The following is a 24125-nucleotide window of genomic DNA, read 5'->3' as shown; positions in this document are numbered from 1 at the left end:
GGGAGCAGTCATGGCACGGCAAAGCGCAAGCTTGAACGATCTGGGGCTCACGGCCCAGGGCGGGGCGGAGGCCACGGTGACCGGCCTTTCGGTCGATAGCCGCGATGTGAAACCGGGCCATTTGTTCGCGGCTTTGCCGGGCTCGAAATTTCACGGCGCGGAGTTCATTAAATACGCCTTGCGGATGGAGGCGGGCGCGATCCTGACCGATCTCGACGGCGCGCGGATCGCCGAAGAGGAACTCGCCGCCTCGAATGCCGCCCTTGTAATCACCGAGGACCCGCGGCAGGCGCTGGCCTATGCCTCCGCCCTGTGGTTTGGCGCGCAGCCCTCGACCATGGTCGCGGTGACGGGCACGAACGGCAAGACCTCCGTGGCGAGCTTCGTGCGCCAGATCTGGCTGGAACTGGGGCTGGAGGCCGTCAATTTCGGCACCGCTGGGGTCGAAGGCGTCTACACCGCCGCCATGAGCCACACCACGCCGGAGCCGATCACGCTGCACAAGCTGCTGGCGGATATGGCGGGCAAGGGCGTCACCCACGCGGCGATGGAAGCGTCGAGCCATGGGCTCGAACAGCGCCGCCTCGACGGGGTGCATCTGGTGGCCGCGGGGTTTACGAACTTCACGCAAGACCACCTCGACTACCACGCAAGCTTCACTGAATATTTCAATGCCAAGGCCGGGCTGTTCCGCCGCGTTCTAGCCCAAGATGGCGTCGCCGTGATCAACATGGACGACCCACGCGGCGCTGATATGGCCGCAATTGCCAATGAGCGCGGGCACCGGTTGATGCGGGTGGGCAGCTCCGACAATTGCGATCTGCAACTTCTGGGCCAGCGCTTTGACGCCACGGGTCAGGACTTGCGCTTCGCTTTCGGCGGCGATGTGCATCAGGCGCGGCTTGATTTGATTGGGGGTTTCCAGGCCTCCAACATGCTGGTGGCAGCGGGTCTGGTGATCGGCGCGGGCGCGAAGCCTGCGGAGGTGTTTCAGACCCTGCCGATGCTCTCCACCGTGCGGGGCCGGATGCAAAAGGCCGCAACGCGCAGCAACGGCGCGGCCGTGTTCGTCGATTACGCCCACACGCCGGACGCCTTGGCGACGGCTTTGAAGGCGATGCGCCCCCATGTGATGGGCCGCCTGATCGTCGTCTTCGGCGCAGGCGGTGACCGGGATACAGGTAAACGCCCCCTGATGGGCGCCGCCGCGCGCGACCATGCGGATGTAGTTTTCGTGACCGACGACAACCCCCGCTCTGAAGAGCCCGCCGCGATCCGCGCCGCGATCATGGCGGCGGTGCCGGACGCAACGGAGGTGGGCGACCGGGCCGAGGCGATCCTGCGCGGCGTCGACGCCCTTGGCCCCGGCGACACGCTGCTGATCGCGGGCAAGGGGCATGAGACCGGGCAGATCGTCGGCGACGACGTGCTGCCCTTTGACGACGTGGAACAGGCCAGCGTGGCCGTCGCCGCGTTGGAGGGGATACTATGAGCCTTTGGACTTCTGCCGACGCGATTGCGGCCACCGGCGGCACCAGCGCTGTCGATTGGACCGCCAACGGAGTGTCCATCGACACGCGAACCCTCGCGCCGGGTGACATGTTTGTGGCCCTAAAAGACGTGCGCGACGGGCACGATTTCGTGGCGCAGGCGCTGGAGAAAGGCGCGGCCTGCGCACTGGTCTCCCGCATCCCCGACGGCATCGCAGCTGATGCGCCGCTGCTGGTCGTTCCGGATGTGCTGACAGGGCTCGAGGCCCTTGGCCGCGCCGCGCGAGCGCGCACGAAGGCGCAAGTCATCGGGATCACCGGCTCGGTCGGCAAGACCTCTACGAAAGAGATGTTGCGACATATGCTGGCCAGCCAAGGCCGCGTCCACGCGGCCGAGAAAAGCTACAACAACCACTGGGGCGTCCCGCTGACGCTCGCGCGGATGCCCGCAGACAGCGACTACGCCGTGATCGAGATCGGCATGAACCACCCCGGCGAGATCAAGCCTTTGGCGCAGATGGCCGATCTGGACGTTGCCATGATCACGATCGTGGCCGCCGCCCATCTGGAGGCGTTCAACAGCGTGGCCGACATCGCCGAAGAGAAGGCAGATATCTTCTACGGGCTGATGGAAAGCGGGGGCGCCGCGGTCGTGAATGCCGATCTCGACGTCTCCGACAGGCTTCTGGAGCGCGCGCCCTTCGGGTGCGTAATGTATGGACATTCCGACAAGGCGCAATGGCGCTTCGTCGAAGTCACCGAAACCGAAGGCGGCACCATTTGTCGTGCCGAACATCAAGGGTCGACCTTTTTGTTCAAGGTCAACGCGCCGGGCAGGCATTTTGCGATGAATGCCCTGGGGGCCTTGGCCGTGTGCGATCGGGTCGAGGCCGATCTGGCGGAATGTGTGCTGGCGCTTGGCCAATGGAGACCGCCCGCGGGGCGTGGCCAGCGGCGGTTCATCGCGTTGGACCGGCAGATGCCCGACGCGGGGATTGATCTGTTCGATGATGCCTACAATGCCAACCCGGCCTCTGTCGGGGCGGCGCTGGACGTGCTTGCCGCCTCATCGCCGCCCGCTGCGGCAGGCCGCAGGGTGGCGATCCTTGGGGATATGAAAGAGCTTGGAGAGACCGGCGCCGCTTTGCATGCAGGCTTCGCCAAGCACCGGGCGATGGAGGCAATCGACCAGGTCCATTGCGTCGGGCCGCTGATGAAGCACCTCTACGACGCCTTGCCCGAGAGCAAGCACGGCCTGTGGGCCGAAACAAGCGCCGAGCTGGCGGAAAGTCCGCTCGCGCTGGTGCGCGCGGGCGATGTGGTGATGGCCAAGGGCTCATTGTCGATGAAAATGGCGCTCATCGTTGACGCGATCACAAAATTGGGCCAATCGGTAGAGTAATCACAGGAAGGGCACCGCTACATGTTGTATTGGCTCACCGCGTTTTCAGATGGCGGCGATTTCTTCAATCTGTTTCGCTACATCACTTTTCGCGCGGGCGGGGCCTTCTTCACGGCGCTGATCTTCGGCTTCATGTTTGGCCGCCCGCTGATCAACCTGCTCAAGCGCAAGCAGCGCAACGGCCAGCCGATCCGCGATGACGGCCCCGAGAGCCATCTGCTGACCAAACAGGGCACCCCCACCATGGGCGGCGTGCTGATCCTGGGCGCGTTGATCCTGTCGACGCTCCTCTGGGCGCGGCTGGACAACGGGTTCGTGTGGATCGTGTTGCTGGTCACCATGGCTTATGGGGCCATCGGCTTCGTGGATGATTATGCCAAGGTGACGTCGAATTCCCATGGCGGCATCTCCGCCAAATCCCGGCTGATCATGGGCTTCATCCTTGCGGGTGTCGCGGGCTACGCCACCACGCTGATGCACCCGCCGGAGCTGGTAAACCAGCTGGCGCTGCCGGTCTTCAAGGACACTTTGATCAACCTCGGCTTCATGTTCATCCCGTTTGCAATGTTCGTGATCGTGGGCGCGGCCAACTCGGTCAACCTGACCGATGGCTTGGACGGGCTGGCGATCATGCCGGTGATGATCGCGGCGGGCAGCCTTGGCGTCATCGCCTACGCCGTGGGCCGCGTCGACTTTACCGAATATCTGGGTGTGCACTACGTGCCCGGCACGGGCGAGCTGTTGATCTTCGTAGCCGGCATCATCGGCGGCGGTTTGGGCTTTCTGTGGTACAACGCGCCGCCTGCGGCCGTGTTCATGGGGGACACCGGCTCGCTGGCCTTGGGCGGTGCACTTGGTGCCATCGCCGTCGTCTCCAAGCACGAGCTGGTTCTGGGCATTATCGGCGGGCTCTTCGTGGTCGAGACGCTGAGCGTCATCATTCAGGTGCTCTACTTCAAACGCACCGGCAAGCGGGTCTTCCTGATGGCCCCGATCCACCATCATTTCGAGAAGAAGGGCTGGGCCGAGCCGCAGATCGTGATCCGCTTCTGGATCATCTCTCTGATCCTCGCGATGATTGGCCTCGCCACGCTGAAGATCCGGTAGGATGGCCAAGCGCCCCGCGTTCGCAGACTGGCTCGATGACACCAACGATGTCACGCGCATGTTTCTCGCGGCGGGGCAGATCCCGGGCCTGATCAATCTGGCGGGCGGGTTGCCCGACCCGCAGCTATACCCCGCCAGGGCGCTCGCCGATCTTGCCCACGCGGCACTGACCGAGACGCCGCAGGACGCGCTGAACTACGCGCCGATCGAGGGGTACGGGGCGCTGCGCGACGCGCTGGCGACGCGCTACGAGACCGACAAACTCAAGCTCACACGCGAGAACGTGCTGATCACCTCGGGCGGCATTCAGGGGCTGGAACTGATCGGCAAGGTGCTGCTCAACGAGGGCGGCGCGATTGCGACGCAGACGCCGACCTATCTGGGCGCGCTAGACGCATGGCGGCCGCGCCGTCCGACCTACCGGCCCATGCGCCCCGACGCCAATGACTTCGACCCGGCTGTCGCCCTGCGGGGCTGCCAGTTCGGCTACACGGTGCCGAATTTCTCCAACCCGACCGGCAAGCTCGTCCCGACAAACGTGCGCGCCGCATTGGTCGAGGCGGCGCAGAGCACCGGCACATGGTTGGTGGAGGACGACCCCTATGGCGCTCTCTACTATGACGAGACACCGCTGCCGCGGATGATCGAGCTGGCTGGCGATGGCGCGCCCTACGACGGCCCGGTGATCTACCTTGGGTCTTTGTCGAAAGAGCTTGCCCCGGGCCTGCGGATCGGCTGGGTGATCGCCGCGCCCGAGATGATAGCGAAGCTGACGCTCGCGAAGCAAGGCTCCGACATGAGCACGTCGGGCCTGTCGCAAGTGCTGACGTTGCGCACCTTTGAGACAGGGCTCGACGCACGGGTGCTGCCCGACATTCTGACGCTCTACGCCGCCCGTCGCGACGCGCTTTGCGCCGCGATGGAGACGCATCTGACCCCGTGGTTCGATTGGGAAAAGCCCGTGGGCGGCATGTTCGTCTGGGCGGTCGCCCGCAACCCCGACTTCAACACCGATGATCTGCTGCAGGCGGCGCTCAGGGCCAAGACCTGCGTCTCGCCCAGCTCGGTGTTCGATCCGCTGGGCGAAGATCGCCGCGCGATCCGCATCAACTTCACGCTCAATTCCGAGCCGCAGCTGGCCGAGGGCATCCGGCGTCTCGCCGTGGCCTGTCAGGAGGTAGATCTGAGATGAAACAAGCACTCGTCACCGGCGGCAATCGCGGTATCGGCAAGGCCATCGCAGCGGGACTGCGCGATGCCGGCATGCATGTGATCATCGGCGCGCGCGACCCCGATCAGGGCCGCGCGGCGGCCGCCGAGTTGGGGGTTCATTTCAAGCGGCTCGATCTCGACGACCACACCTCGATCAATGAGGCGAAGGCTTGGGTCGGCCAGCTTGATGTGCTGGTGAACAACGCGGGCATCCTCGAAGATGTGGCGCTCTTCGATGACGGCCCCAATTTCGCGCGCTCGATGCAGGTGATGGTGAACGGCCCCTACGAGCTGATCCGAAACACGCTGGAGGGCATGCGCGCCAATGGCTACGGTCGCATCGTCAATGTCTCGTCCGAGTGGGGCAGCTTTTCCGAAGGGCTCGGCGGGGGCGGGGGCTACGCGGTGGCGAAGGCGGCCCTGAACGCGCTGACCCTGCGCGCAAGCCAGGAGCTGCCCGATACGATCAAGATCAACGCCATGTGCCCCGGCTGGGTGCGCACCCGCATGGGCGGCCCCTTCGCGACCCGAGAGCCCGAACAGGCCGCCAAAACGGCAATCTGGCTCGCAACCCTGCCGCAGGACGGCCCGACGGGTGGTTTCTTTCGCGACAAGCAACCGATCGAATGGTGATCTTACCGCACGCGCGGCGGGATGCATTAGACCGAATCTCTGAACTGTGGCATGCTTTCTCCATTATTGGAGACATTTCAGTGTTCAAATTGGCTTGGTGGAAAGACGAGTCCAACGTCAAAGGCGCCAATGCGCTCGTTGGGTTTTTGAAAGTGGTGGTGCCCTTGCTCGTGGTGTCCGGGGCGACCGTGGCCGGATGGTTCGGCTGGCAAAAGCAACAGACCCCCTCAGCCCCGCCACCCGCCGCCGTGTCCGCGCCCGCACCAAGCATGAACATCACGGCCGACAATGGCAGTGCGGTGCAGACCGGCTCCGGCACGCAAGTGCTGACCGGCGCAAACTCCACCGTCACGATCGGCTTTTCGGAGCAGGCGTTCTTTGATCAGCTCGACAAGCGCGAGGCGCAACTGCGCGCGGATCTGACCCAAGCCAGCGAGGCAGAGCGCACCCTGTTGGAAAGCCAGCTTCAGGCGGTCTCCGCGCAGAAGGACGACATCGACACAGCTTACAAGGAAACGCTGGCGGAGCTTGCGGCCTTGCGGGCGACGCTGGAGACTTTCAAGGGCCAGGTTGGCGAGACGGAGCTGGCAGCGGCCCAAAGCGCCGTCACCGAAGGCGACCGCGGCGTGGCCGATCAGGTGCTCTCGCAGGCGGCGGATGCAGGTGACGCCAGGACCGCGGCGCGGGCCTCCTTCGCCCGGGCGAAGATCGCAGAGCAGGAGTTCCGCTGGGCGGACGCCGCGGCGCTCTATGCACGCGCCGCAGAGCTGGACCCGACCTATGAAAACCTCGTAAAAGCCCGCGAAATGGCCTGGCGCATCGACGATCTTGACGCGTCGCTTCGCTTCGGTGCTCAATTGGTTGAAGTGGCCGAAGCGTCCGCAGGCCCCGCCGACCTCTCGAAGGCCTATAATGAATACGGGCTCAGCCTGAATAATGCGGACCAGTTCGCGGCGTCCCGCGACATGTTCCAGAAGGCCGCCGATCTCACGGCCAACACGTTCGGCGAAATGAATCCGGAATATGCCACGACAATCAGCAACCTTGCGGAGGCGTGGCATGATCTTGGCGATCTGGAGAAAGCCGAAGAGCTCTACCGCAAGGTGCTTGAGATTGATCGGGCAACCATCGGCGATGAGAGCGCCAACTACGCCGTCACTGTGCAAAGCCTCGCCGATTTACTCTACGAATTGGAAAGGTTCGACGAGGCCAAGCAACTCTACGAGGAAGCCTACGCAGTGCGCAGCGTGGCCCTAGAGGACGGCCACCCGGATATGGCCGAAAGCATGGGCACCATGGCCTACGTCCTGTGGGAACGCGGCGAGATCGACAAGGCCCGCGATCTGCACAAGCGCGCCCTGGCCCTCGCCACCCAAACCCTTGGCCCGGACCACTCAACGACCGTCCTGATACGCGAGGACCACGACGAGTTCATGGAAGAGGAAGGCGAGTAGCCCCGACCCCGCAAGCACCCGCGCCGGACGGCCGCATTTTTCGGTTCAGGCCTGCGCCAAAACCCTTTAACCAAGGCAGAAAGAAAGTGCCGGGGGACGAGACGATGGGTTGGGTGCAATTGCCGTATGACACGCGGGCGGTTTTCTGATGCCGCAGGCCGATCTGCTCTATTCCGCCGACTTGACGATTGATGCGCCCGATATCCTGTCCGCCGTCGAACAGGTGATCGCCGCGCGCGACAGCGGGGCGGGGGCCTGCAAAGGCCGCGCCTATCCAAGCCGCGAGTTTCACCACAGCCATGTCACCCTGCGGGTCGCCATGCTCGACAAGCCGCACCGCGACGACGCCTTCATGGGCGACTTGCTGCGGGCCATTGAGGCAGAGGTCAAATCCCACGTCAGCCAGCCCTGCGCGTTGGCGGTCGAGTTGAGCTTTTCCAGTTCGCACTATTCCACCGGAATGCACGAGGGGGCCGCCCCATGATCCCCGTGCGCGGCTACGCGGGCGCGACCGTCGCTGTCTTGGGTCTTGGCCGCTCCGGCCTGTCCGCCGCCCGGGCGCTGCGCGAAGGCGGGGCAGAGGTCATTGCCTGGGACGATAACGAGGCCGCCCGCGATGCGGCGACGTTGGAGGGCTTCGCGCTCAAAGAGCTTGCCAAGCCCGGCGCGCTGGATGGCGCCGCCTGCCTGATCGTCTCCCCCGGTATTCCGCATCTCTACCCCGCGCCCAACAAGGTCGTCCGCGCGGCTTGGGACGCGGGCGTGCCGGTGGACAACGACATCTCGCTATTCTTCCGCTCCTTCGCGACCCCCGCTTGGGACAATTTCGAGCGGATGCCAAAGGTCATCGCGGTGACCGGCTCGAACGGGAAATCCACGACCTCCGCTCTGATCCACCACATCCTGACCCATGCCGAACGCCCGACGCAGCTTGCGGGCAATATCGGCCGCGGCGTGCTGGATCTCGACCCCGCCATCGACGGCGAGGTCGTCGTGCTGGAGCTGTCGAGCTACCAGACCGATCTCGCCCGCGCCCTGACCCCGGATGTCGCCGTGTTCACCAACCTGACGCCCGACCATCTCGACCGCCATGACGGAATGGGCGGCTATTTTGCCGCCAAGCGCAGGCTTTTTGCAGAAGGCGGCCCCGACCGCTGCGTGATCGGTGTGGACGAGGACGAGGGGCGCTACCTCGCCAACCAGCTGTCCGGCGGGAACGGCGATGACCGGGTGATCCAGGTCTCGTCGGGGCGCAAGCTGTCCGGACCCGGCTGGTCGGTCTTCGCCAAGAAGGGCTTTCTGGCCGAGATGCGCAAGGGCAAGCAGGTTGCCTCCATCGACCTGCGGGGCGTCGCGGGCCTGCCCGGTGCGCATAACCACCAAAACGCCTGTGCCGCCTATGCTGCCTGCCGCACCATCGGTCTGGCCCCGCGCGTGATCGAGGCCGCGTTTCATAGCTTCGCGGGTCTGCCCCACCGCTCGCAACTGGTGGCCGAGAAGGACGGTGTTAAATACGTCAATGACAGCAAGGCCACCAATGTCGACAGCGCCGCGAAGGCGCTGCAGGCCTTCCGCAATATCCGCTGGATCTGCGGCGGACTGGAGAAGGATGGCGGGCTCGAAGCGCTGCTGCCGCATCTGGGCGGGGTGACGAAGGCCTATGTGATCGGGCGGGAAGCACCATCCTTCGCGATGAAGCTTGGCGATCTGCCCCACGAGGTCTGCAGCGACATGGTCACCGCCGTTGCCCGCGCCGCAGAAGATGCGGAGCCGGGCGACACGGTGCTTTTGGCCCCGGCAGCCGCGAGCTTCGATCAATATGACAGCTTCGAGCGGCGCGGCGAGGATTTCATCGCCTGCGTGGAGCGGCTCTAGACCCTATGGCCCACCGCCAGAAGCCCCGCCCGCAACCCGACCGCTTCGCATTGGACGACGACCCCGGCAACTACCTTGATTTCCGCGCTCATTGGGATGTGCTGGAGCCCAATGGCGCAGCCCGCGCAGACGCGCCGGTCTTTCAACTGATCCACGAGGCCAGAACGACGCGCCGGATCTTGCAGCTGTTGGAGGATCAAAAGCGATCGGTATTCTGCCTCGCTGCGCTCGAAATCATCGGTCATAGCGGCGAAAATCGATCCCGTGGTGTGGTGACAGAGTTGCCGACTGTGTTCGCCACGACGCTGTCCGCGCTGATCGACGCTTTGGCGCAGGCGGCCGATACAAAGACGCTGCATGTGGGCTTCGACGGCGAGTGGCTGACGATCCTGAAAGGCCCGAGCCCGCCCCTTGGGCTGTTCGCGTGGAGCCCTGATGCGGGAAGCGTCATCGCTGATGTGAACGATCTACTGGCGCACGTGATGTCTGACACGTTTGCGCAATCCTTGGATCTTGCGTCATGCGCGGACGGCCTGGAAAGCCTGACGGCCCGGATCATTGCGATGGGGCCGGGCGTCTAGGTTGAGATGATCGCCGTGTGATCGGCAAGCTCACCGTGTATACGCGGCGGCCTTCTCCTCACGGCTGATCACCCGCGGCTCGACCACCGGGTTGCCGCCGTCATCGAAGAACGGCGTGTCCCGCCACCTTCCGCTCAGCCGCTCCCCAAGTATGGCGCTCAAGGTCTTCACCACGAACCCCACCATGTTGCCTGCCGGTTCGCTCACCGGGTGCAACGCGCTCTCGCGTTTGTAGCGGAAGCGGATCGGTCCCAAAGCCCCGTCAGGCGCGGTGATATTGGCGGCCACAACTCCGGCAAAGGCCACCTTCGGCGAGCGGGGCGTGTTGCAAATCGGCGTGTTGCAGCAGGCGGCGTACCACCGGTTCAAACCCTTCGGGCTGAGCCGCAGGACTGCCAGATGCGCGGCCCCTTCGGTGATCTCGAACCGGTGCGGCTGGGTCTGGTAAATCTCCGTCCCACCCGCCGCGTCCGCGACCCGGTCCAGCTGGACCAGATGCCGCGCGAAGGCCTGGCAGTCCACGCAGTAGCACACCCCGTGGTTGCCGTTCTTCGCATCCGCCCCGCGCAGCCGTGCTTTGAAGCTGCCGCATTGACAGGTCAGAGATATCGCGTCGCTCATCATCGCGTTCCATTTCGGCTGATTTCTGCCGCATGTTAGGTCAACTCAAGGGTGGATCGAAGCGCATTTTGCCGCTACACTTCGCGTATAGACCCGAACAATCGGGCGTAGAGGCAGTATAGGCGGTAATTCTCATGACTGAGATGGTGTACGGCACCGCTCTGGCGCGTCCGGGCGAGCCGATCCTTCCCAAGTGGTGGCGCACGCTCGACCGGTGGTCGATGACGTGCGTGTTTGCGTTGTTCGGCATCGGGCTGCTCTTGGGCCTCGCCGCATCGCCGCCCTTGGCCGAGAAGAACGGTCTGGACCCGTTCCACTATGTCTCCCGGCAGGCCTTCTTCGGCACCGTCGCCTTGGGCACGATGATCATCGTGTCGATGATGTCGACCCATCTGGTGCGCCGCCTTGCCACGCTGTTTTTCATCGCCACGCTCATCGCGCTGATGCTGCTGCCGGTCTTCGGGACCGATTTCGGCAAGGGCGCGACGCGCTGGTATTCGCTGGGCTTCGCTTCGCTGCAGCCCTCGGAATTCCTCAAGCCTGTCTTCATCGTCACCGCCGCGTGGCTGATCGCCGCGAGCCAGGAAATCAACGGCCCGCCGGGCAAGCTTTACTCGCTGATCATCACGCTTGTGGTCGTGGGCTTTCTCGCCATGCAGCCCGATTTTGGGCAGGCCTGTCTGGTCCTGTTCGGCTGGGGCGTGGTCTATTTCGTCGCCGGCGCGCCGATGATCCTGCTGATCGTCATGGCGGGGGCGGTGACCTTTGCGGGCGTCACTGCCTATTCCCTGTCCGAGCATTTCGCCCGCCGCATCGACGGGTTCCTCTCGACGGAGGTCGATCCCACGACACAGCTGGGCTACGCCACCAACGCCATCCGCGAGGGCGGCTTCTTCGGTGTGGGCGTGGGCGAGGGGTCGGTGAAGTGGTCGCTGCCCGATGCGCATACCGATTTCATCATCGCCGTCGCGGCGGAGGAATACGGGCTAGTGATGGTGCTGGCCATCATTGCGCTTTACGCAATCTTCTCCGTGCGCTGCCTCTACCGCCTGATGAAGGAGCGCGACCCGTTCATCCGTCTAGCTGGCACCGGGCTCGTGGCGATGTTTGCCATGCAGGCCATCATCAACATGGGCGTGGCCGTACGTCTGCTGCCTGCCAAGGGCATGACGCTGCCCTTTGTGTCCAACGGCGGCTCATCGCTGATCGCGGGAGGCATCGCGCTTGGCATGCTTCTGGCCTTCACCCGCGAGCGGCCGCAGGGCGAGATGCGCGACATCCTCGTGCGGCGGCGGGGCTAGCGTGTCGGGCGTGCCTCTCCTTGTGATCGCCGCGGGCGGCACGGGCGGGCATATGTTCCCGGCTCAGGCTCTGGCCGAGGCGATGCTGGCGATGGGCTGGCGCGTGAAGCTCTCGACCGATGCGCGCGGCGCGCGCTACACGGGCGGCTTCCCCCACTCGGTCGAGATCGAGCAGATCAAGTCCGCGACCTTCGCGCGCGGTGGTCTGGCGGGCAAGCTCAAGGCCCCGTTCAAACTGGCCGCGGGCGTGGCCTCTGCGATGCTTGGGTTCCGGCGGGACCGACCCGCGGTCGTGGTGGGCTTTGGTGGCTATCCCAGTTTCCCCGCGATCACCGCCGCTTGGCTGATGCGGCTCCCTCGCGCGATCCACGAGCAAAACGGGGTGCTCGGCAAGGTCAACAAGGTCTTTGCCTCCCGCGTGAATACTGTCGCCTGCGGCACGTGGCCCACGGACCTGCCCGACGGCGTCGAGGGCACGTTCACCGGCAACCCGGTGCGCAATGCCGTGCTTGAGCGTGAGGCTGCGCCCTATATCGTGCCCGGTGACTATCCGATGTCGATCGTGGTGATCGGCGGTAGTCAGGGCGCGCGTATCCTCAGCGAGGTCGTGCCAAGCGCCATCGCCATGCTGCCAGAGCCGATCAAGCAGAACCTGCGTGTCTCCCATCAGGCGCGCGACGAAGATGCCCAGACCGCCGCGGCAACCTATGCGCAGGCCGGGATCGACGCCGAAGTTGCGCCATTCTTCCAGGACGTGCCCGCCCGCTTTGCCGAGGCGCAGCTGGTCATCTCGCGCTCCGGGGCGTCCTCCGTGGCCGATATCTCCGTGATCGGACGCCCCGCGATCCTTGTGCCCTACGCGGCGGCCACCGGCGATCACCAGACCGCCAATGCGCGCGGGCTGGTCGATGCAGGCGCGGCGATCATGATGCCCGAAAGCCAGCTCACACCCCAGACGATGGCCGACAGCATCGAGACCATTCTCACAAACCCCGCCGGTGCGTTGCACATGACGCAGGCCGCGCTTGCGGTTTCGCGCCCTGACGCGACGGAACGGCTGGTGGAGATCGTTGAAACTCTCGCAAGTAAGAGCCCATGAACGCAAAAGACACAAAACTGCCCATCGAGCTGGGCGCGATCCATTTCGTCGGTATCGGCGGCATCGGCATGTCCGGCATCGCCGAGGTGCTGCTCAACCTCGGCTACACGGTGCAGGGCTCCGACCTGAAGGCCTCCAAGATCACCGATCGTCTGGCCAAGATGGGCGCGACCATTTTTGAAGGCCAGCGGGCCGAGAACCTCGAGGATGCCGACGTGGTGGTGATCAGCTCTGCGATTAAGCCCGGCAACCCAGAGCTGGACCACGCCCGCCTCACCGGACTGCCGGTCGTGCGCCGCGCCGAGATGTTGGCCGAGTTGATGCGCCTCAAGTCCAACATCGCCGTCGCGGGCACCCACGGCAAGACCACCACCACGACGATGGTCGCGGCACTTCTGGATCACGGCGGCATCGACCCGACGGTGATCAATGGCGGCATCATCCACGCCTACGGCTCCAACGCGCGCGTGGGGCAGGGCGAGTGGATGGTGGTCGAGGCCGACGAGAGCGACGGCACCTTCAACCGCCTGCCCGCCACTATCGGCATCGTCACCAATATCGACCCCGAGCATATGGAGCATTGGGGCGATTTCGACACGCTGCGGCAGGGTTTCCTCGATTTCGTCTCCAACATCCCCTTCTACGGCCTCGCCGTGTGCTGCACCGATCACCCCGAGGTGCAAAGCCTCGTGGGCAAGATCACCGACCGCCGCGTCGTGACCTTCGGCTTCAACGCGCAGGCCGACGTGCGCGCGGTTAATCTGCACTACAAGGCGGGCGTCGCGCATTTTGACATCGCGCTGCAAAACGATGGCATCGTGGTCGAGGGCTGCACGCTTCCCATGCCCGGCGATCACAACGTCTCCAACGCGCTGTCTGCCGTGGCGGTCGCACGCCATCTCGGCATGAGCCCCGACCAGATCCGCGAGGCGCTGGCGGCGTTCGGTGGCGTCAACCGCCGCTTCACCAAGGTGGGCGAGGTCGGCGGTGTCACGATCATCGACGATTACGGCCATCACCCGGTGGAGATTGCCGCCGTGCTCAAGGCCGCCCGTCAGGCGACCGAGGGCCGGGTGATCGCGATCCACCAGCCCCACCGCTACTCGCGGCTGCACTCGCTGTTTGATGATTTCTGTTCCTGCTTCAACGACGCCGACGTGGTGGGCATCACTGACATTTTCGCCGCGGGTGAGGACCCGATCGAGGGCGCTTCGCGCGATGATCTCGTCGCAGGCCTCGTGCGCCACGGCCACCGCCACGCCCGCGCGGTCACGGGCGAGGACGATCTGCTGCGCCTCGTGCGCGAGCAGGCCGCCGAGGGCGACATGGTCGTCTGCCTCGGCGCGGGCACGATCAGCGCATGGGCCAACGCGCTGCCCGAGCGTCTGGCCCCTGCGCCCGCTGCGGAAGGTGTGGAATGACTGACTTTCTCCCAGCCGCAGGCGGGCTATCTTATCTTTTATGGAGTTTGTCTTTTTCGAGAGTTTTGGCGGTGTTGGGATGAGTTTTTCGCTGATCGCCGCGTTTCTGTGGCTGATTGTCGCCAATCTGCTGGCGATGATCCCGTCGCGCGACAACCACTGGCGCCGCGCCTACGTGCTGATCGCGCTGGGCGTGCCGCTCTTGGGCTGGGTGACCTATGAGAACGGCCCTTGGGTCGGTCTGATCTGTCTGGCCGCAGGCGCCTCCATGCTCCGCTGGCCCATCCGCTACACCGGCCGCTACCTCGCCCGCCTGATGAGCCGCAAATCCGCACCCCCCGCGGAGTAGCGCCATCGCCCCTTGCCGCACCGCCCCCATCACGCCATGGTGGCGCGGATGGTGGAAATCTCTGATATCGTTAGTCGCCGTAGCGTGAAGGCTTGGTTGCTCGAACAATCTGACCAAATTGACGCATCGCATCTGCTTTCTCATCGAGCAGCGATGCGAGTTTTACCGATAGCTTGGGAACACTTTTTTGCTCTTTCCGAATCCAACCCTCGGCAAAACGACGCCATCCAACTGCACCTGCTACGGATTGCTTTGAGCTCCAGTCTGAAGAGGCATACTGGTCGGCGGGTCAACTTGAGCGCAATTCGCTCAGCTACTAATAGGATTTATGCATCTTTCGAATTTCAAGCGGCGGCCTATGCCGCCTTCACAGCCCGCTCGAACGCAGATGTACTTTCGGCCAAGGATCCTCCCGAGGCTGTCCGTGCAGCTGCTGACGCAGTCAAAAGTGCCACTGATGCTCTTTTTTTCCACAGTACCGTATTTTCTTCGAAAGAAGACCAGCCGAACTCTGATGCTGGTAAGTTAAGAGAACACGCGCAGGATATTGCCGCCGTTCAACATTTTTATGAGGCAGTTCGCATCGAATGTAGCGCGCTGCAAGAAGACACTAGAATCTCCAAAGTTCCACTCTGGCCAGCGGGGTCCAATCCACTGAAGACGATCTGGACTGAGTTCAAGGACAAACTTTTGCGTGATGGCAAGATTAGAACTAACAGTTCTCAAGAAAAAAAAATTGACTGGTCTTTCTGGATTGACTGGTATGAGAGCGCACTTGACGGCACTGAACACCGGTGGGAAATGCTGACCGACGTTGCGCTCATGGAGGAGGAGTACTGGACAGGCTCTTCCTCAGAGGCGATGAAAAAAATCGCCGATATTGTCGCCCAACACAAGCAGATATCCAAAGCCACAGAGGGGAAGCTTGAGGTATTTCGCGCGACGCTCTTCGACTTTTCATACGACCATGCTGAAGCGGTTATGCGAGCCGTGCCGTTGGATCGTGATTGGAAACACCTCAATGACCCGGATTTGCTGAGAGCCTTTCTCGAAGATGCAGAGGATCTTCGCGAAGACTTGGAGCTTTTCTGTGAAGCAATGCATTCTGAAGGTAGCGCGATGCAGGGCGCAGGCGTCGTAAGGACGTATTGTATTGCCATTCTGACGGAGCTTTCACGAGCCGCAGATCGCCAAACGCTTCGCGTTGGAAAACTTGTTCAATATGGTCGCATGATTGAAAACGCGCGACTTGATCCCTCCGCTCAGGCGGAGTTCGGGCTTCTCGCCCCAGCTCTGCAAGACAATGGGCAGGCGATCCTCAACCTCATGCGCAATCACTTTGCGCGTACACTCAGCCGCTTCGCCGAACTGCGAGATATCGGGATCGAAGAGGATGCGAGCCGCTGGGAGGTCCTACAAGGATTTCGCGATCTAGTCTCCACGGTGCGAATGGGTGACGGCGCGGACCGTCCCGCTTTGGCCCAAGAAGATGCCGCGGTCTTGGAGGATATTCTCGATAGCGTCGATCGCCAGATGCGAGCGTTGGATGCAACCCACGAAGAAGGTGCAATCGCTAGTCTACAGCGCGACATCAATTTTGAACTGGCGAAGCTTGGCGCAACAATCGCCATTTATCGTGAACGCGCCGTCTCGGCAGAAGGTCAGACCGGAAAAGTGGTCGACGTCACTTTGAAATGGCAAAAACGTGGTCTTGGCCTTTGGGCAATTGTCGAAAGCCTCAGGAAACTGTTTTGATCCTTACGGAAGGCCAAATTCCGAAATGATGCCCGACGGAAGTCCGACGCAAAGCCGACAGGTATCCGACCGCCATTTTCGGCCTTTTTTCTTGCCCCGCGCGCCCTGTCCACGTAACCAGCGGCCATGGCTGATTTCCCTGGAACCCGCGGCACGCTGACCCTCGACCGCCCCCTCGCGGACCTCACCTGGCTGCGCGTGGGCGGACCTGCCAAGGCGCTGTTCCAGCCTGCGGATCGCGAGGATCTGGCGGCGTTTCTCCAAGCGCTCGACCCAAGCGTCGACATCTTCCCCATGGGCGTCGGCTCAAACCTGATTGTGCGCGACGGGGGCTTGGATGCGGTCGTCATCCGCCTCGGCCGCGGCTTCAATCATATTGATTTTCAAGGAAATACCATCACCGTCGGCCCCGCTGCCCTCGACGCCCATGTGGCGCGCAAGGCGGCGGATCAGGGTCTCGACCTGACCTTCCTGCGCACAATCCCCGGCGCCATCGGCGGCGCGATCGCAATGAACGCGGGATGCTATGGCAGCTACATGGCGGATGTCTTTGTCGAGCTGACCGCGATCACGCGCGACGGCGAGACGGTCACGCTGGGCCGTGACGATCTGAACTTCGCCTACCGCAGCTCCGATCTGCCCGCGGGGCTGGTGATCGTCGAGGCCGTGCTAGAAGCGCCCTACGGCGATCCGCAAGAGCTGCACCACCGCATGGAAACACAACTCGCCAAGCGCGACGCGACCCAGCCCACCAAGGACCGCACAGCTGGCTCGACCTTCCGCAACCCGGCCGGTTTCAGCTCCACCGGGCGCGACGATGACACCCATGAGCTGAAGGCGTGGAAGCTGATTGACGATGCAGGCCTGCGCGGCCACAGGCTGGGCGCGGCCCAGATGAGCGAGAAGCACCCCAACTTCCTGATCAACACCGGCGGGGCCACCGCCGCGGAGCTGGAAGATTTGGGCGAGGAGGTGCGGAAAAGGGTTCTCAAAGCCTCCGGAATTGAGCTACACTGGGAGGTGCTTCGGGTGGGCAAACGCTAGCCTGAGCAGGCAAAACTAAATATAGGGGCCGCAAAGGCTCCACACACAAAATAAGCCCGATAAAGGGGCAATTGAGGCGGATATGTCGAGCAGGGCTATTCGCAAAGTGGCGGTACTGATGGGCGGACCCTCGGCAGAGCGCGAGGTGTCGTTGTCGTCTGGGCGTGATTGCGCCGCTGCGTTGCGGGATGAGGGCTACGAAGTGGTCGAGCTGGACGCGGGTCCGGACCTCGCCGCGCGTCTCGTCGACATTGCCCCTGATGCCGTGTTCAACGCACTTCACGGTCGCTGGGGCGAGGATGGTTGCGTGCAGGGCCTGCTCGAATGGCTGCGCATTCCCTACACCCATTCCGGCGTGATGGCCTCGGCCATGGCGATGGACAAGGAGCGCACCAAGGCGATCTACCGCGAACACGGTCTGCCCGTGGTCCCCTCGATCCTGGCCTCCAAGGCCGACGTGATGGCCGCCCATGTGATGGACGCGCCCTACGTGGTGAAGCCTTTTAACGAGGGCTCGTCGGTCGGCGTCTACCTTGTGCAAGAGGGCGCGAACGCGCCGCCGAAGCTGTCGGACGACATGCCCGAGATCGTCATGGTCGAGGCCTTCGCGCCGGGGCGCGAGCTGACGACGACCGTGGTGGGCGACCGCGCGCTGTGCGTCACGGATATTCTCACCGACGGCTGGTACGACTACGAGGCGAAATACGCCGAAGGCGGCTCACGCCATGTGGTGCCCGCCGATATCCCAAAGGAGATCGAAGCGCTGTGCCTCGACTACGCCCTGCGGGCGCATCAGGCGTTGGGGTGTCGCGGCGTGACGCGCACCGATTTCCGCTGGGACGAAGCCCGCGGCGCGGACGGATTGATCCTGCTCGAAACAAACACCCAGCCCGGCATGACGCCCACCTCGCTCACCCCCGAGCAGGCCCAGAAGACCGGCATGTCCATGGGCGCGCTCTGCGCATGGATGGTGGAGGACGCGTCATGCGACCGCTGAGCTTCCTGCGCCGCGACCCATCCCACGACCCGGCCCCCAGTCGCTGGGCCTACCGGTGGGAACGGCTGTGGCTGACGCCCGGCTTCCGCAAACTGGTGCGGGTGGGCATGCCCTGCGCGCTGGCGTTCTGCGCGGGCTACGTCTTCTTCGCCAACGAGGCGCGGCAGCAGGCCATGGCCGAAAAGGTTGTCGAAATCCGCCGCTCCATCGAGGAGCGTCCGGAGTTCATGGTCAAACTCATGGCCATCGACGGGGCCTCGCCAGAGCTGAACTCCGCCATCCGCGAAGTCATGCCGGTGGACCTGCCGCTGTCGTCTTTCGATCTCGACCTTGAGGCGATGCGCAAGCAGGTCGAAAGCCTCGACGCGGTTAAACGCGTGGAGGTGCGCGTCAAGGCGGGCGGGCTGTTGCAGATCAATGTCGAGGAGCGCGTGCCGGCCATCATCTGGCGCGGACCCGATGGGCTGGAGCTGCTCGATCAGGGTGGCCACCGGGTCTCTGCCCTGTCGATCCGCAAGGCGCGCCCCGATCTGCCGCTTATCGCGGGTGAGGCGGCGTCGGCCGCGGTGCCCGAAGCGCTCGCGCTTTTGCGCCAGACCGCGCCGATCCGGGACCGTGTCGTCGGCCTTGTGCGCGTGTCAGAGCGCCGGTGGGACGTGGTGCTGACCCGCGGCCAGCGCATCATGCTGCCGCCGCGCGGCGCGGATGCCGCGCTGGACCGGGTGCTGGCGCTCAACGAGGCGCAGGATCTGCTCAGCCGCGATGTGACCCATATCGATATGCGCAAGCCCGACCGCCCGACCCTTCGAATGACCGACGACGCCCTGACCACGATGCGCGAGATGCGCGGGATTCAGGTCAAGGCGAGCACAGAATAAGAGCAAAAACGAGACGTGAGAGCAGCCCCATGACCGATCTCTACCAATCCCAACGCGCGATGCGAAACAAACGTCAGGCCGCCATGCAGCGCGGCGTGATTGCCGTGCTGGACGTGGGGTCCTCCAAGATCGCCTGTCTGGTGCTGCGCTTCGACGGGCCGGACAGTTTCCGTGAAAGCGACGGGATCGGGTCGATGGCCGGGCAGTCCTCCTTCCGGGTCATCGGGGCGGCCACGACACGCTCGCGCGGGGTACGCTTTGGCGAGATCGATGCGATGCACGAGACCGAGCGCGCCATTCGCACCGCTGTGCAGGCCGCGCAGAAGATGGCGGGGGTCCGGGTCGATCATGTCATTGCCTGTTTTGCCGGGGCCAAGCCGCGCTCCTACGGGCTGGCCGGATCGGTCGATCTGCATGACGGCGCTGTCACAGATAACTGTATCGCCCGTGTCCTGTCGTCCTGTGACATCCCGGACTACGGCGCGGATCGCGAGATCCTGCACGCGCAGCCGGTGAACTTCGCGGTCGATCACCGCTCGGGCCTTGGCGATCCGCGCGGGCAGGCGGGCAACGCGCTGTCCGTGGACATGCATATGCTGTCGGTCGACCGCTCCCCCATCGAGAACCTGCTCTACTGCATCAAGCGCTGCGATCTGGAACTGGCGGGCATCGCGTCGTCCAGCTACGCCGCCGGTATCTCGTCGCTGGTCGAGGACGAGCAGGAGTTGGGCGCGGCCTGCATTGATCTGGGCGGCGGCTCCACCGGCATTTCGATCTTCATCAAGAAACACATGATCTACGCCGACACGGTGCGGATGGGCGGCGACCACGTCACCTCCGACATCAGCCAGGGCCTGCAGGTGCCGATGCCCACGGCCGAGCGGATCAAGACCTTCTACGGCGGGGTGCAGGCCACGGGCATGGACGACCGCGATATGATCGACCTCAGCTCGGACACCGGCGATTGGGAACATGACCGCCGCACCGTTTCCCGCGCCGAGGTGATCGGCGTGATGCGCCCGCGGATGGAGGAAATCCTCGAAGAGGTCCGCGTCCGGCTGGATGCGGCAGGGTTCGAGCATCTGCCTTCGCAGCGCATCGTGCTGACCGGCGGCGCGTCGCAGCTTCCCGGCCTCGACGGTCTCGCAACGCGCATTCTGGGCCAGCAGGTCCGCCTCGGTCGCCCACTACGCGTTCAAGGCCTGCCGCAATCCGTGACCGGGCCGAGCTTTGCGTCCGCCGTGGGCACCTGCCTGTTCGCCGCGCATCCACAGGACGAATGGTGGGATTTCGACATCCCGGTCGAGGGCTATCCCGCCCGCTCACTCAAGCGGGCGGTCAAGTGGTTCAAGGATAACTGGTAGAATCCGTTCTCTAAGTTTGGCCTTGGCGGCGACGAAGCAGACCAAACGCGCCCAGACCGGCAAGTAACATTGGCAAGCCCGCGGGCAAAGGAACCGGAGCCGACTCAGGCGGGAACTCGTCATAGGTGTATTTCACGTCGACGCGATAGTTCGCATTGTAGGTGACCCGGGTTTCGCCACTGCATTCGGTGATGTTCGTGCCAAAACTGCTGGAACAGCTGACGAATGTGTCGTTGCGCACAACGAAGATGGGCTGAATTCCAAACGTTCCGGTTCCTTCGAAATTTGGAAGCTGCGACCCCGGACCGGAGATATTCACCAGCGCTGACCTCATGGACGGCGAAAAGCTATCACCGTTCTCGTTTGAGTTGAGTGTTTCAGACGCGCCGACTCCCAGTTCCGTGGGATTGCGATACCCCGGAGCGCCGGGAAGCGTGGTCACATACGGGTCTATCAAGACGCCATAGCTGACGCTGACCTCAGCGGACATGCGGGTGTCGCAGCTTCCAACCCCAAATTTGCGGCAGGTCTGTACCTCGCGCGTGACCCTGTTGGTTCCCAGGTTCGTCAAAGTGAAAATGATCTCGACGTCCGTCAGCGTACCCAAGCTGGCATCAAAATAGTCAAATTTCATTTCGGCCGGGCTGGTGTCTTCGCTGATGCCTTCCTGACTGCCGGACAGGTTGCGTTGCAATCCGCTCGCATCAAGATCGGTCGTGTGCGACACGGTTTTTCCGGTTCCCCCAAATCTGGTCTGCTCCAGCGTGACCGTTGCAGCATTGAGGGCGGTGGTGCAAAGCGCGAGTGGCAGGACTGCGCAAAGACGCCGGAACGTAGATAAATTGGACATGGAATAACCTCGAAAATATCGGCGTGGAGTGACGCCGGGCACTCAGAAAACAAGATTGACGCTAGGTTAACTTGTGGAAGCTGTCAAACTTGGGTTGTTCAGCTTGGAATGAGTTCCAGCCAATTGCGCAGGGCTCCGAAGGGGCGGGATGCAACATCTCTCACCTAGGTTCTCGAACGGCGCGCATTTTCCTCGACTTTGTGCCGCGCCTTGGGTCAGTTGACGACCACCATATACCTTCGCTGGCATGCGCGGGGATCGAGGTGAAAGGAAGGACAGCATGGCACGGTATCGCGGGGCAGGGGGCACGGATGGCGGCACGGGCAGTTTCCTGCTGGGGTTCGTGATGATTTGTGCGGGCGGCTACCTGCTGCTCAACGGCATCATCGTGCGCCCGCAATTTGGCCTCGGCATGGTGGCGTTTCGGGTCGGCGGCGTGCCGGTGACATCGGGCATGGTGCTGGTGCCGTTTATGTTCGGCGTCGGCATGATCTTCTACAACGCGCGCAACTTTCTGGGCTGGGGGCTTGCCGCCGCCTCGCTGATCGCGCTGGTTTTCGGGGTGATCGCCAATATCAATTTGCAGATGGTGCGCATGAGCGCCTTCGATCTGTTGGTGATCCTCGTACTTCTGGTGGGTGGCATCGGGCTATTCCTGCGCTCGCTCAAAGAGATGAAGCGTCAATAAAATCCGCCACTTGGGCGGGAATCGGGATGACAGCCCGTCCCGGTTTTGCTATTATTCATTCATCGCGTCCGGAAGAGACGCAGACATGGCCGAGCAGTTGGCCCCTGACAACAAATGAACCTTTCCACGCGCGCTCTTGCGCTTGGGGTGTACCGTTTTGCCCTGTCCCTAGTGGTCAGAGCGCGTAAACCCGCGAAATGTCGGGGTTTTGGCGAGATCATGCCGATCTAGGTCAGAGTTATCCCCATATTTTGTGGCAATTTTGCCTTTTTTGCGTGACCTCACTCTCGACTCTCGATAGGATTTCGGGAAACGAGGCATAACCATAAGGGTCGAAACGACCCATCGTTACAAAGTACACCAGACTTAAAACTCACGGGCGGACCAGCACATGACACTCAATCTTCGGATGCCAGATCAACCAGACCTCAAGCCACGCATCACCGTGTTCGGGGTGGGCGGTGCCGGCGGCAACGCCGTCAACAACATGATTGAGAAAGAGCTCGACGGGGTCGAGTTCGTGGTGGCCAACACCGACGCCCAGGCGCTTCAGCAGGGCAAGGCACCCGCGAAGATCCAGATGGGTGTGAAAGTCACCGAAGGTCTGGGTGCAGGCGCGCGCCCCTCGGTCGGTGCCGCTGCCGCTGAAGAGACCATTGAAGAAATCGTCGACCACCTCGCTGGCGCACACATGTGCTTCATCACCGCCGGTATGGGCGGTGGTACGGGCACCGGCGCCGCCCCGATCATCGCCCAGGCCGCCCGTGAGCTTGGTGTGCTGACCGTCGGCGTCGTAACCAAGCCCTTCCAGTTCGAGGGCGGCAAGCGCATGAAGCAGGCCGAAGAGGGCGTCGAGAGCCTTCAGAAGGTCGTGGACACGCTGATCATCATCCCGAACCAGAACCTGTTCCGCCTCGCCAACGAGAAAACCACGTTTACCGAGGCCTTCTCGATGGCCGATGACGTGCTCTACCAAGGCGTCAAAGGCGTGACCGACCTGATGGTGCGGCCGGGCCTGATTAACCTCGACTTCGCCGACGTGCGCGCGGTGATGGACGAGATGGGCAAGGCCATGATGGGCACTGGCGAGGCAGAGGGCGAAGACCGCGCCGTGCAAGCCGCCGAGAAAGCCATCGCCAACCCGCTGCTGGACGAGATTTCCCTGCGTGGCGCGAAGGGCGTGCTGATCAACATCACCGGCTCCCACGACCTGACCCTGTTCGAGCTGGACGAGGCCGCCAACCGCATCCGCGAAGAGGTCGACCCGGAAGCCAACATCATCGTGGGCTCGACGCTCGACACCACCATGGACGGCAAGATGCGCGTCTCGGTCGTGGCCACCGGCATCGAGGCGTCCGAGGAGTTGCTTGCGCAGCCCGTCGCGCGCCGCTCTCTGGCCCAGCCGTTGCCAATGGAGCGTGCCGCAGAGGTCGCACCGCAGCCGGTGCCGGAAACCGCACAAGCCGCCCCGGCCGCAGAGCCGGCCCAGCCGAACTTCGCCTCTGAAGAGCCTTCGCTGTTTGAAGGTGTGGCCGCGACCGCACCCGCACATCATGAGGCCACGGATGAGGACGGCTTGCCCGCTCCGGTCTACACACCTGCACCGCAGCAAGCCCCTGCCGCCGCCGCCGAGCCGGAGCAGCCGATGTTCCAATCGCGCCAGCCGGGCACCCCGACACCGGAAGCCATGCAGCGCCTGCGCGCCGCGGTCAGCAAGTCGCCGTCGGATGAGGCCCAAGCCACCGCCGACGCGGTGCGCGCCGCCCCGGCACCCGCCGAGGCCGAGAAGCCGCGCTTCGGGATCAACTCGCTGATCGGTCGCATGACCGGCCACGGCGAAGAGGGCCAGCCGCAGCAGCCTGCGCGCCAGCAGCCGCAGATGGCACAGGCGCCGCGCGCGGTCTCCCCGGCTCCGCAGGCCGATCCGGAGCAGGAAAAGATCGAAATTCCGGCCTTCCTGCGCCGTCAGGCGAACTGAGCCAAACCAAATTACGCAACGTCGCA

General features: G+C 63.6%; 22 protein-coding genes. 20 read left to right on the top strand and 2 right to left on the bottom strand.

Annotated features, from left to right (window positions below; translation table 11 throughout):
• Positions 1-10 precede the first annotated feature (10 nt).
• The 9 genes from C8N43_RS14200 (at position 11) to C8N43_RS14160 (ending at position 9754) form a co-directional block, all read left to right on the top strand.
• Positions 11-1492, top strand: coding sequence for a UDP-N-acetylmuramoyl-L-alanyl-D-glutamate--2,6-diaminopimelate ligase (locus tag C8N43_RS14200; RefSeq protein ID WP_107846435.1), 1482 nt, complete (start codon positions 11-13; stop codon positions 1490-1492).
• Positions 1489-2892 (top strand): UDP-N-acetylmuramoyl-tripeptide--D-alanyl-D-alanine ligase, encoded by a 1404-nt coding sequence (locus tag C8N43_RS14195; RefSeq protein ID WP_107846434.1) that lies wholly within the window; start codon positions 1489-1491, stop codon positions 2890-2892. The genes C8N43_RS14200 and C8N43_RS14195 overlap by 4 nt, the downstream gene beginning before the upstream one ends.
• 21 nt (positions 2893-2913) lie before the next feature.
• Entirely contained in the window at positions 2914-3999 is a 1086-nt protein-coding gene (gene mraY, locus C8N43_RS14190; protein WP_107846433.1) for a phospho-N-acetylmuramoyl-pentapeptide-transferase, read from the top strand.
• 1 nt (position 4000) lies between these two features.
• Positions 4001-5191 carry an aminotransferase-like domain-containing protein gene (locus tag C8N43_RS14185; protein WP_107846432.1) on the top strand — a complete coding sequence of 397 codons (1191 nt, stop codon included), beginning with the start codon at positions 4001-4003 and terminating at the stop codon, positions 5189-5191.
• Positions 5188-5844, top strand: a complete 657-nt coding sequence (locus C8N43_RS14180; protein WP_107846431.1) for an SDR family NAD(P)-dependent oxidoreductase — start codon at positions 5188-5190, stop codon at positions 5842-5844. Before C8N43_RS14185 ends, C8N43_RS14180 begins: the two co-directional genes overlap by 4 nt.
• Before the next feature lie 80 nt (positions 5845-5924).
• Positions 5925-7298, top strand: a complete 1374-nt coding sequence (locus tag C8N43_RS14175) for a tetratricopeptide repeat protein (protein ID WP_158269989.1) — start codon at positions 5925-5927, stop codon at positions 7296-7298.
• Between the two features lie 148 nt (positions 7299-7446).
• Positions 7447-7782: a hypothetical protein gene (locus tag C8N43_RS14170; RefSeq protein WP_107846429.1), complete on the top strand. Its 336-nt coding sequence runs from the start codon at positions 7447-7449 to the stop codon at positions 7780-7782.
• Positions 7779-9173: a UDP-N-acetylmuramoyl-L-alanine--D-glutamate ligase gene (gene murD / locus C8N43_RS14165; RefSeq protein ID WP_107846428.1), complete on the top strand. Its 1395-nt coding sequence runs from the start codon at positions 7779-7781 to the stop codon at positions 9171-9173. The genes C8N43_RS14170 and murD overlap by 4 nt, the downstream gene beginning before the upstream one ends.
• A gap of 5 nt (positions 9174-9178) precedes the next feature.
• Positions 9179-9754 (top strand): hypothetical protein, encoded by a 576-nt coding sequence (locus tag C8N43_RS14160; protein ID WP_107846427.1) that lies wholly within the window; start codon positions 9179-9181, stop codon positions 9752-9754.
• Positions 9755-9784: 30 nt separating this feature from the next.
• Here C8N43_RS14160 and C8N43_RS14155 read toward each other — a convergent pair whose 3' ends face one another.
• A complete protein-coding gene (locus tag C8N43_RS14155; RefSeq protein WP_146174227.1) occupies positions 9785-10375 on the bottom strand; it encodes a DUF6151 family protein in 591 nt (196 codons plus the stop codon).
• Between the two features lie 134 nt (positions 10376-10509).
• On the opposite strand from C8N43_RS14155, the gene ftsW reads away from it, so the two are divergent.
• The 9 genes from ftsW (at position 10510) to ftsA (ending at position 20583) form a co-directional block, all read left to right on the top strand.
• Positions 10510-11676 (top strand): putative lipid II flippase FtsW, encoded by a 1167-nt coding sequence (gene ftsW, locus C8N43_RS14150; protein ID WP_107846425.1) that lies wholly within the window; start codon positions 10510-10512, stop codon positions 11674-11676.
• A gap of 52 nt (positions 11677-11728) precedes the next feature.
• Positions 11729-12775 (top strand): UDP-N-acetylglucosamine--N-acetylmuramyl-(pentapeptide) pyrophosphoryl-undecaprenol N-acetylglucosamine transferase, encoded by a 1047-nt coding sequence (locus tag C8N43_RS14145; RefSeq protein ID WP_245913086.1) that lies wholly within the window; start codon positions 11729-11731, stop codon positions 12773-12775.
• Positions 12772-14196, top strand: coding sequence for a UDP-N-acetylmuramate--L-alanine ligase (gene murC / locus C8N43_RS14140; protein WP_107846423.1), 1425 nt, complete (start codon positions 12772-12774; stop codon positions 14194-14196). The genes C8N43_RS14145 and murC overlap by 4 nt, the downstream gene beginning before the upstream one ends.
• Positions 14197-14275: 79 nt before the next feature.
• On the top strand, positions 14276-14545 hold the full coding sequence (locus C8N43_RS14135) for a DUF2484 family protein (protein WP_107847259.1): 270 nt from the start codon (positions 14276-14278) through the stop codon (positions 14543-14545).
• Between the two features lie 48 nt (positions 14546-14593).
• Positions 14594-16300 (top strand): hypothetical protein, encoded by a 1707-nt coding sequence (locus tag C8N43_RS19490; protein ID WP_146174226.1) that lies wholly within the window; start codon positions 14594-14596, stop codon positions 16298-16300.
• Between the two features lie 126 nt (positions 16301-16426).
• Entirely contained in the window at positions 16427-17344 is a 918-nt protein-coding gene (gene murB / locus C8N43_RS14125; protein ID WP_107846421.1) for a UDP-N-acetylmuramate dehydrogenase, read from the top strand.
• A 118-nt stretch (positions 17345-17462) separates the two neighbouring features.
• On the top strand, positions 17463-18341 hold the full coding sequence (locus C8N43_RS14120) for a D-alanine--D-alanine ligase (protein ID WP_245913033.1): 879 nt from the start codon (positions 17463-17465) through the stop codon (positions 18339-18341).
• Positions 18329-19219: a cell division protein FtsQ/DivIB gene (locus tag C8N43_RS14115; RefSeq protein WP_107846419.1), complete on the top strand. Its 891-nt coding sequence runs from the start codon at positions 18329-18331 to the stop codon at positions 19217-19219. Before C8N43_RS14120 ends, C8N43_RS14115 begins: the two co-directional genes overlap by 13 nt.
• Before the next feature lie 29 nt (positions 19220-19248).
• On the top strand, positions 19249-20583 hold the full coding sequence (ftsA, locus tag C8N43_RS14110; protein ID WP_107846418.1) for a cell division protein FtsA: 1335 nt from the start codon (positions 19249-19251) through the stop codon (positions 20581-20583).
• 10 nt (positions 20584-20593) lie between these two features.
• Here ftsA and C8N43_RS19830 read toward each other — a convergent pair whose 3' ends face one another.
• A complete protein-coding gene (locus tag C8N43_RS19830) occupies positions 20594-21433 on the bottom strand; it encodes a VPLPA-CTERM sorting domain-containing protein (protein ID WP_245913031.1) in 840 nt (279 codons plus the stop codon).
• Between the two features lie 280 nt (positions 21434-21713).
• On the opposite strand from C8N43_RS19830, the gene C8N43_RS14100 reads away from it, so the two are divergent.
• Positions 21714-22121, top strand: a complete 408-nt coding sequence (locus C8N43_RS14100; RefSeq protein WP_107846417.1) for a hypothetical protein — start codon at positions 21714-21716, stop codon at positions 22119-22121.
• A gap of 391 nt (positions 22122-22512) precedes the next feature.
• Positions 22513-24099 carry a cell division protein FtsZ gene (gene ftsZ, locus C8N43_RS14095; RefSeq protein ID WP_107846416.1) on the top strand — a complete coding sequence of 529 codons (1587 nt, stop codon included), beginning with the start codon at positions 22513-22515 and terminating at the stop codon, positions 24097-24099.
• Positions 24100-24125: the final 26 nt, after the last annotated feature.

Origin of the sequence: Litoreibacter ponti, assembly GCF_003054285.1 — a bacterium.
GTDB lineage: Bacteria > Pseudomonadota > Alphaproteobacteria > Rhodobacterales > Rhodobacteraceae > Litoreibacter > Litoreibacter ponti.
This window is presented reverse-complemented; position numbering and strand designations above follow the sequence as displayed.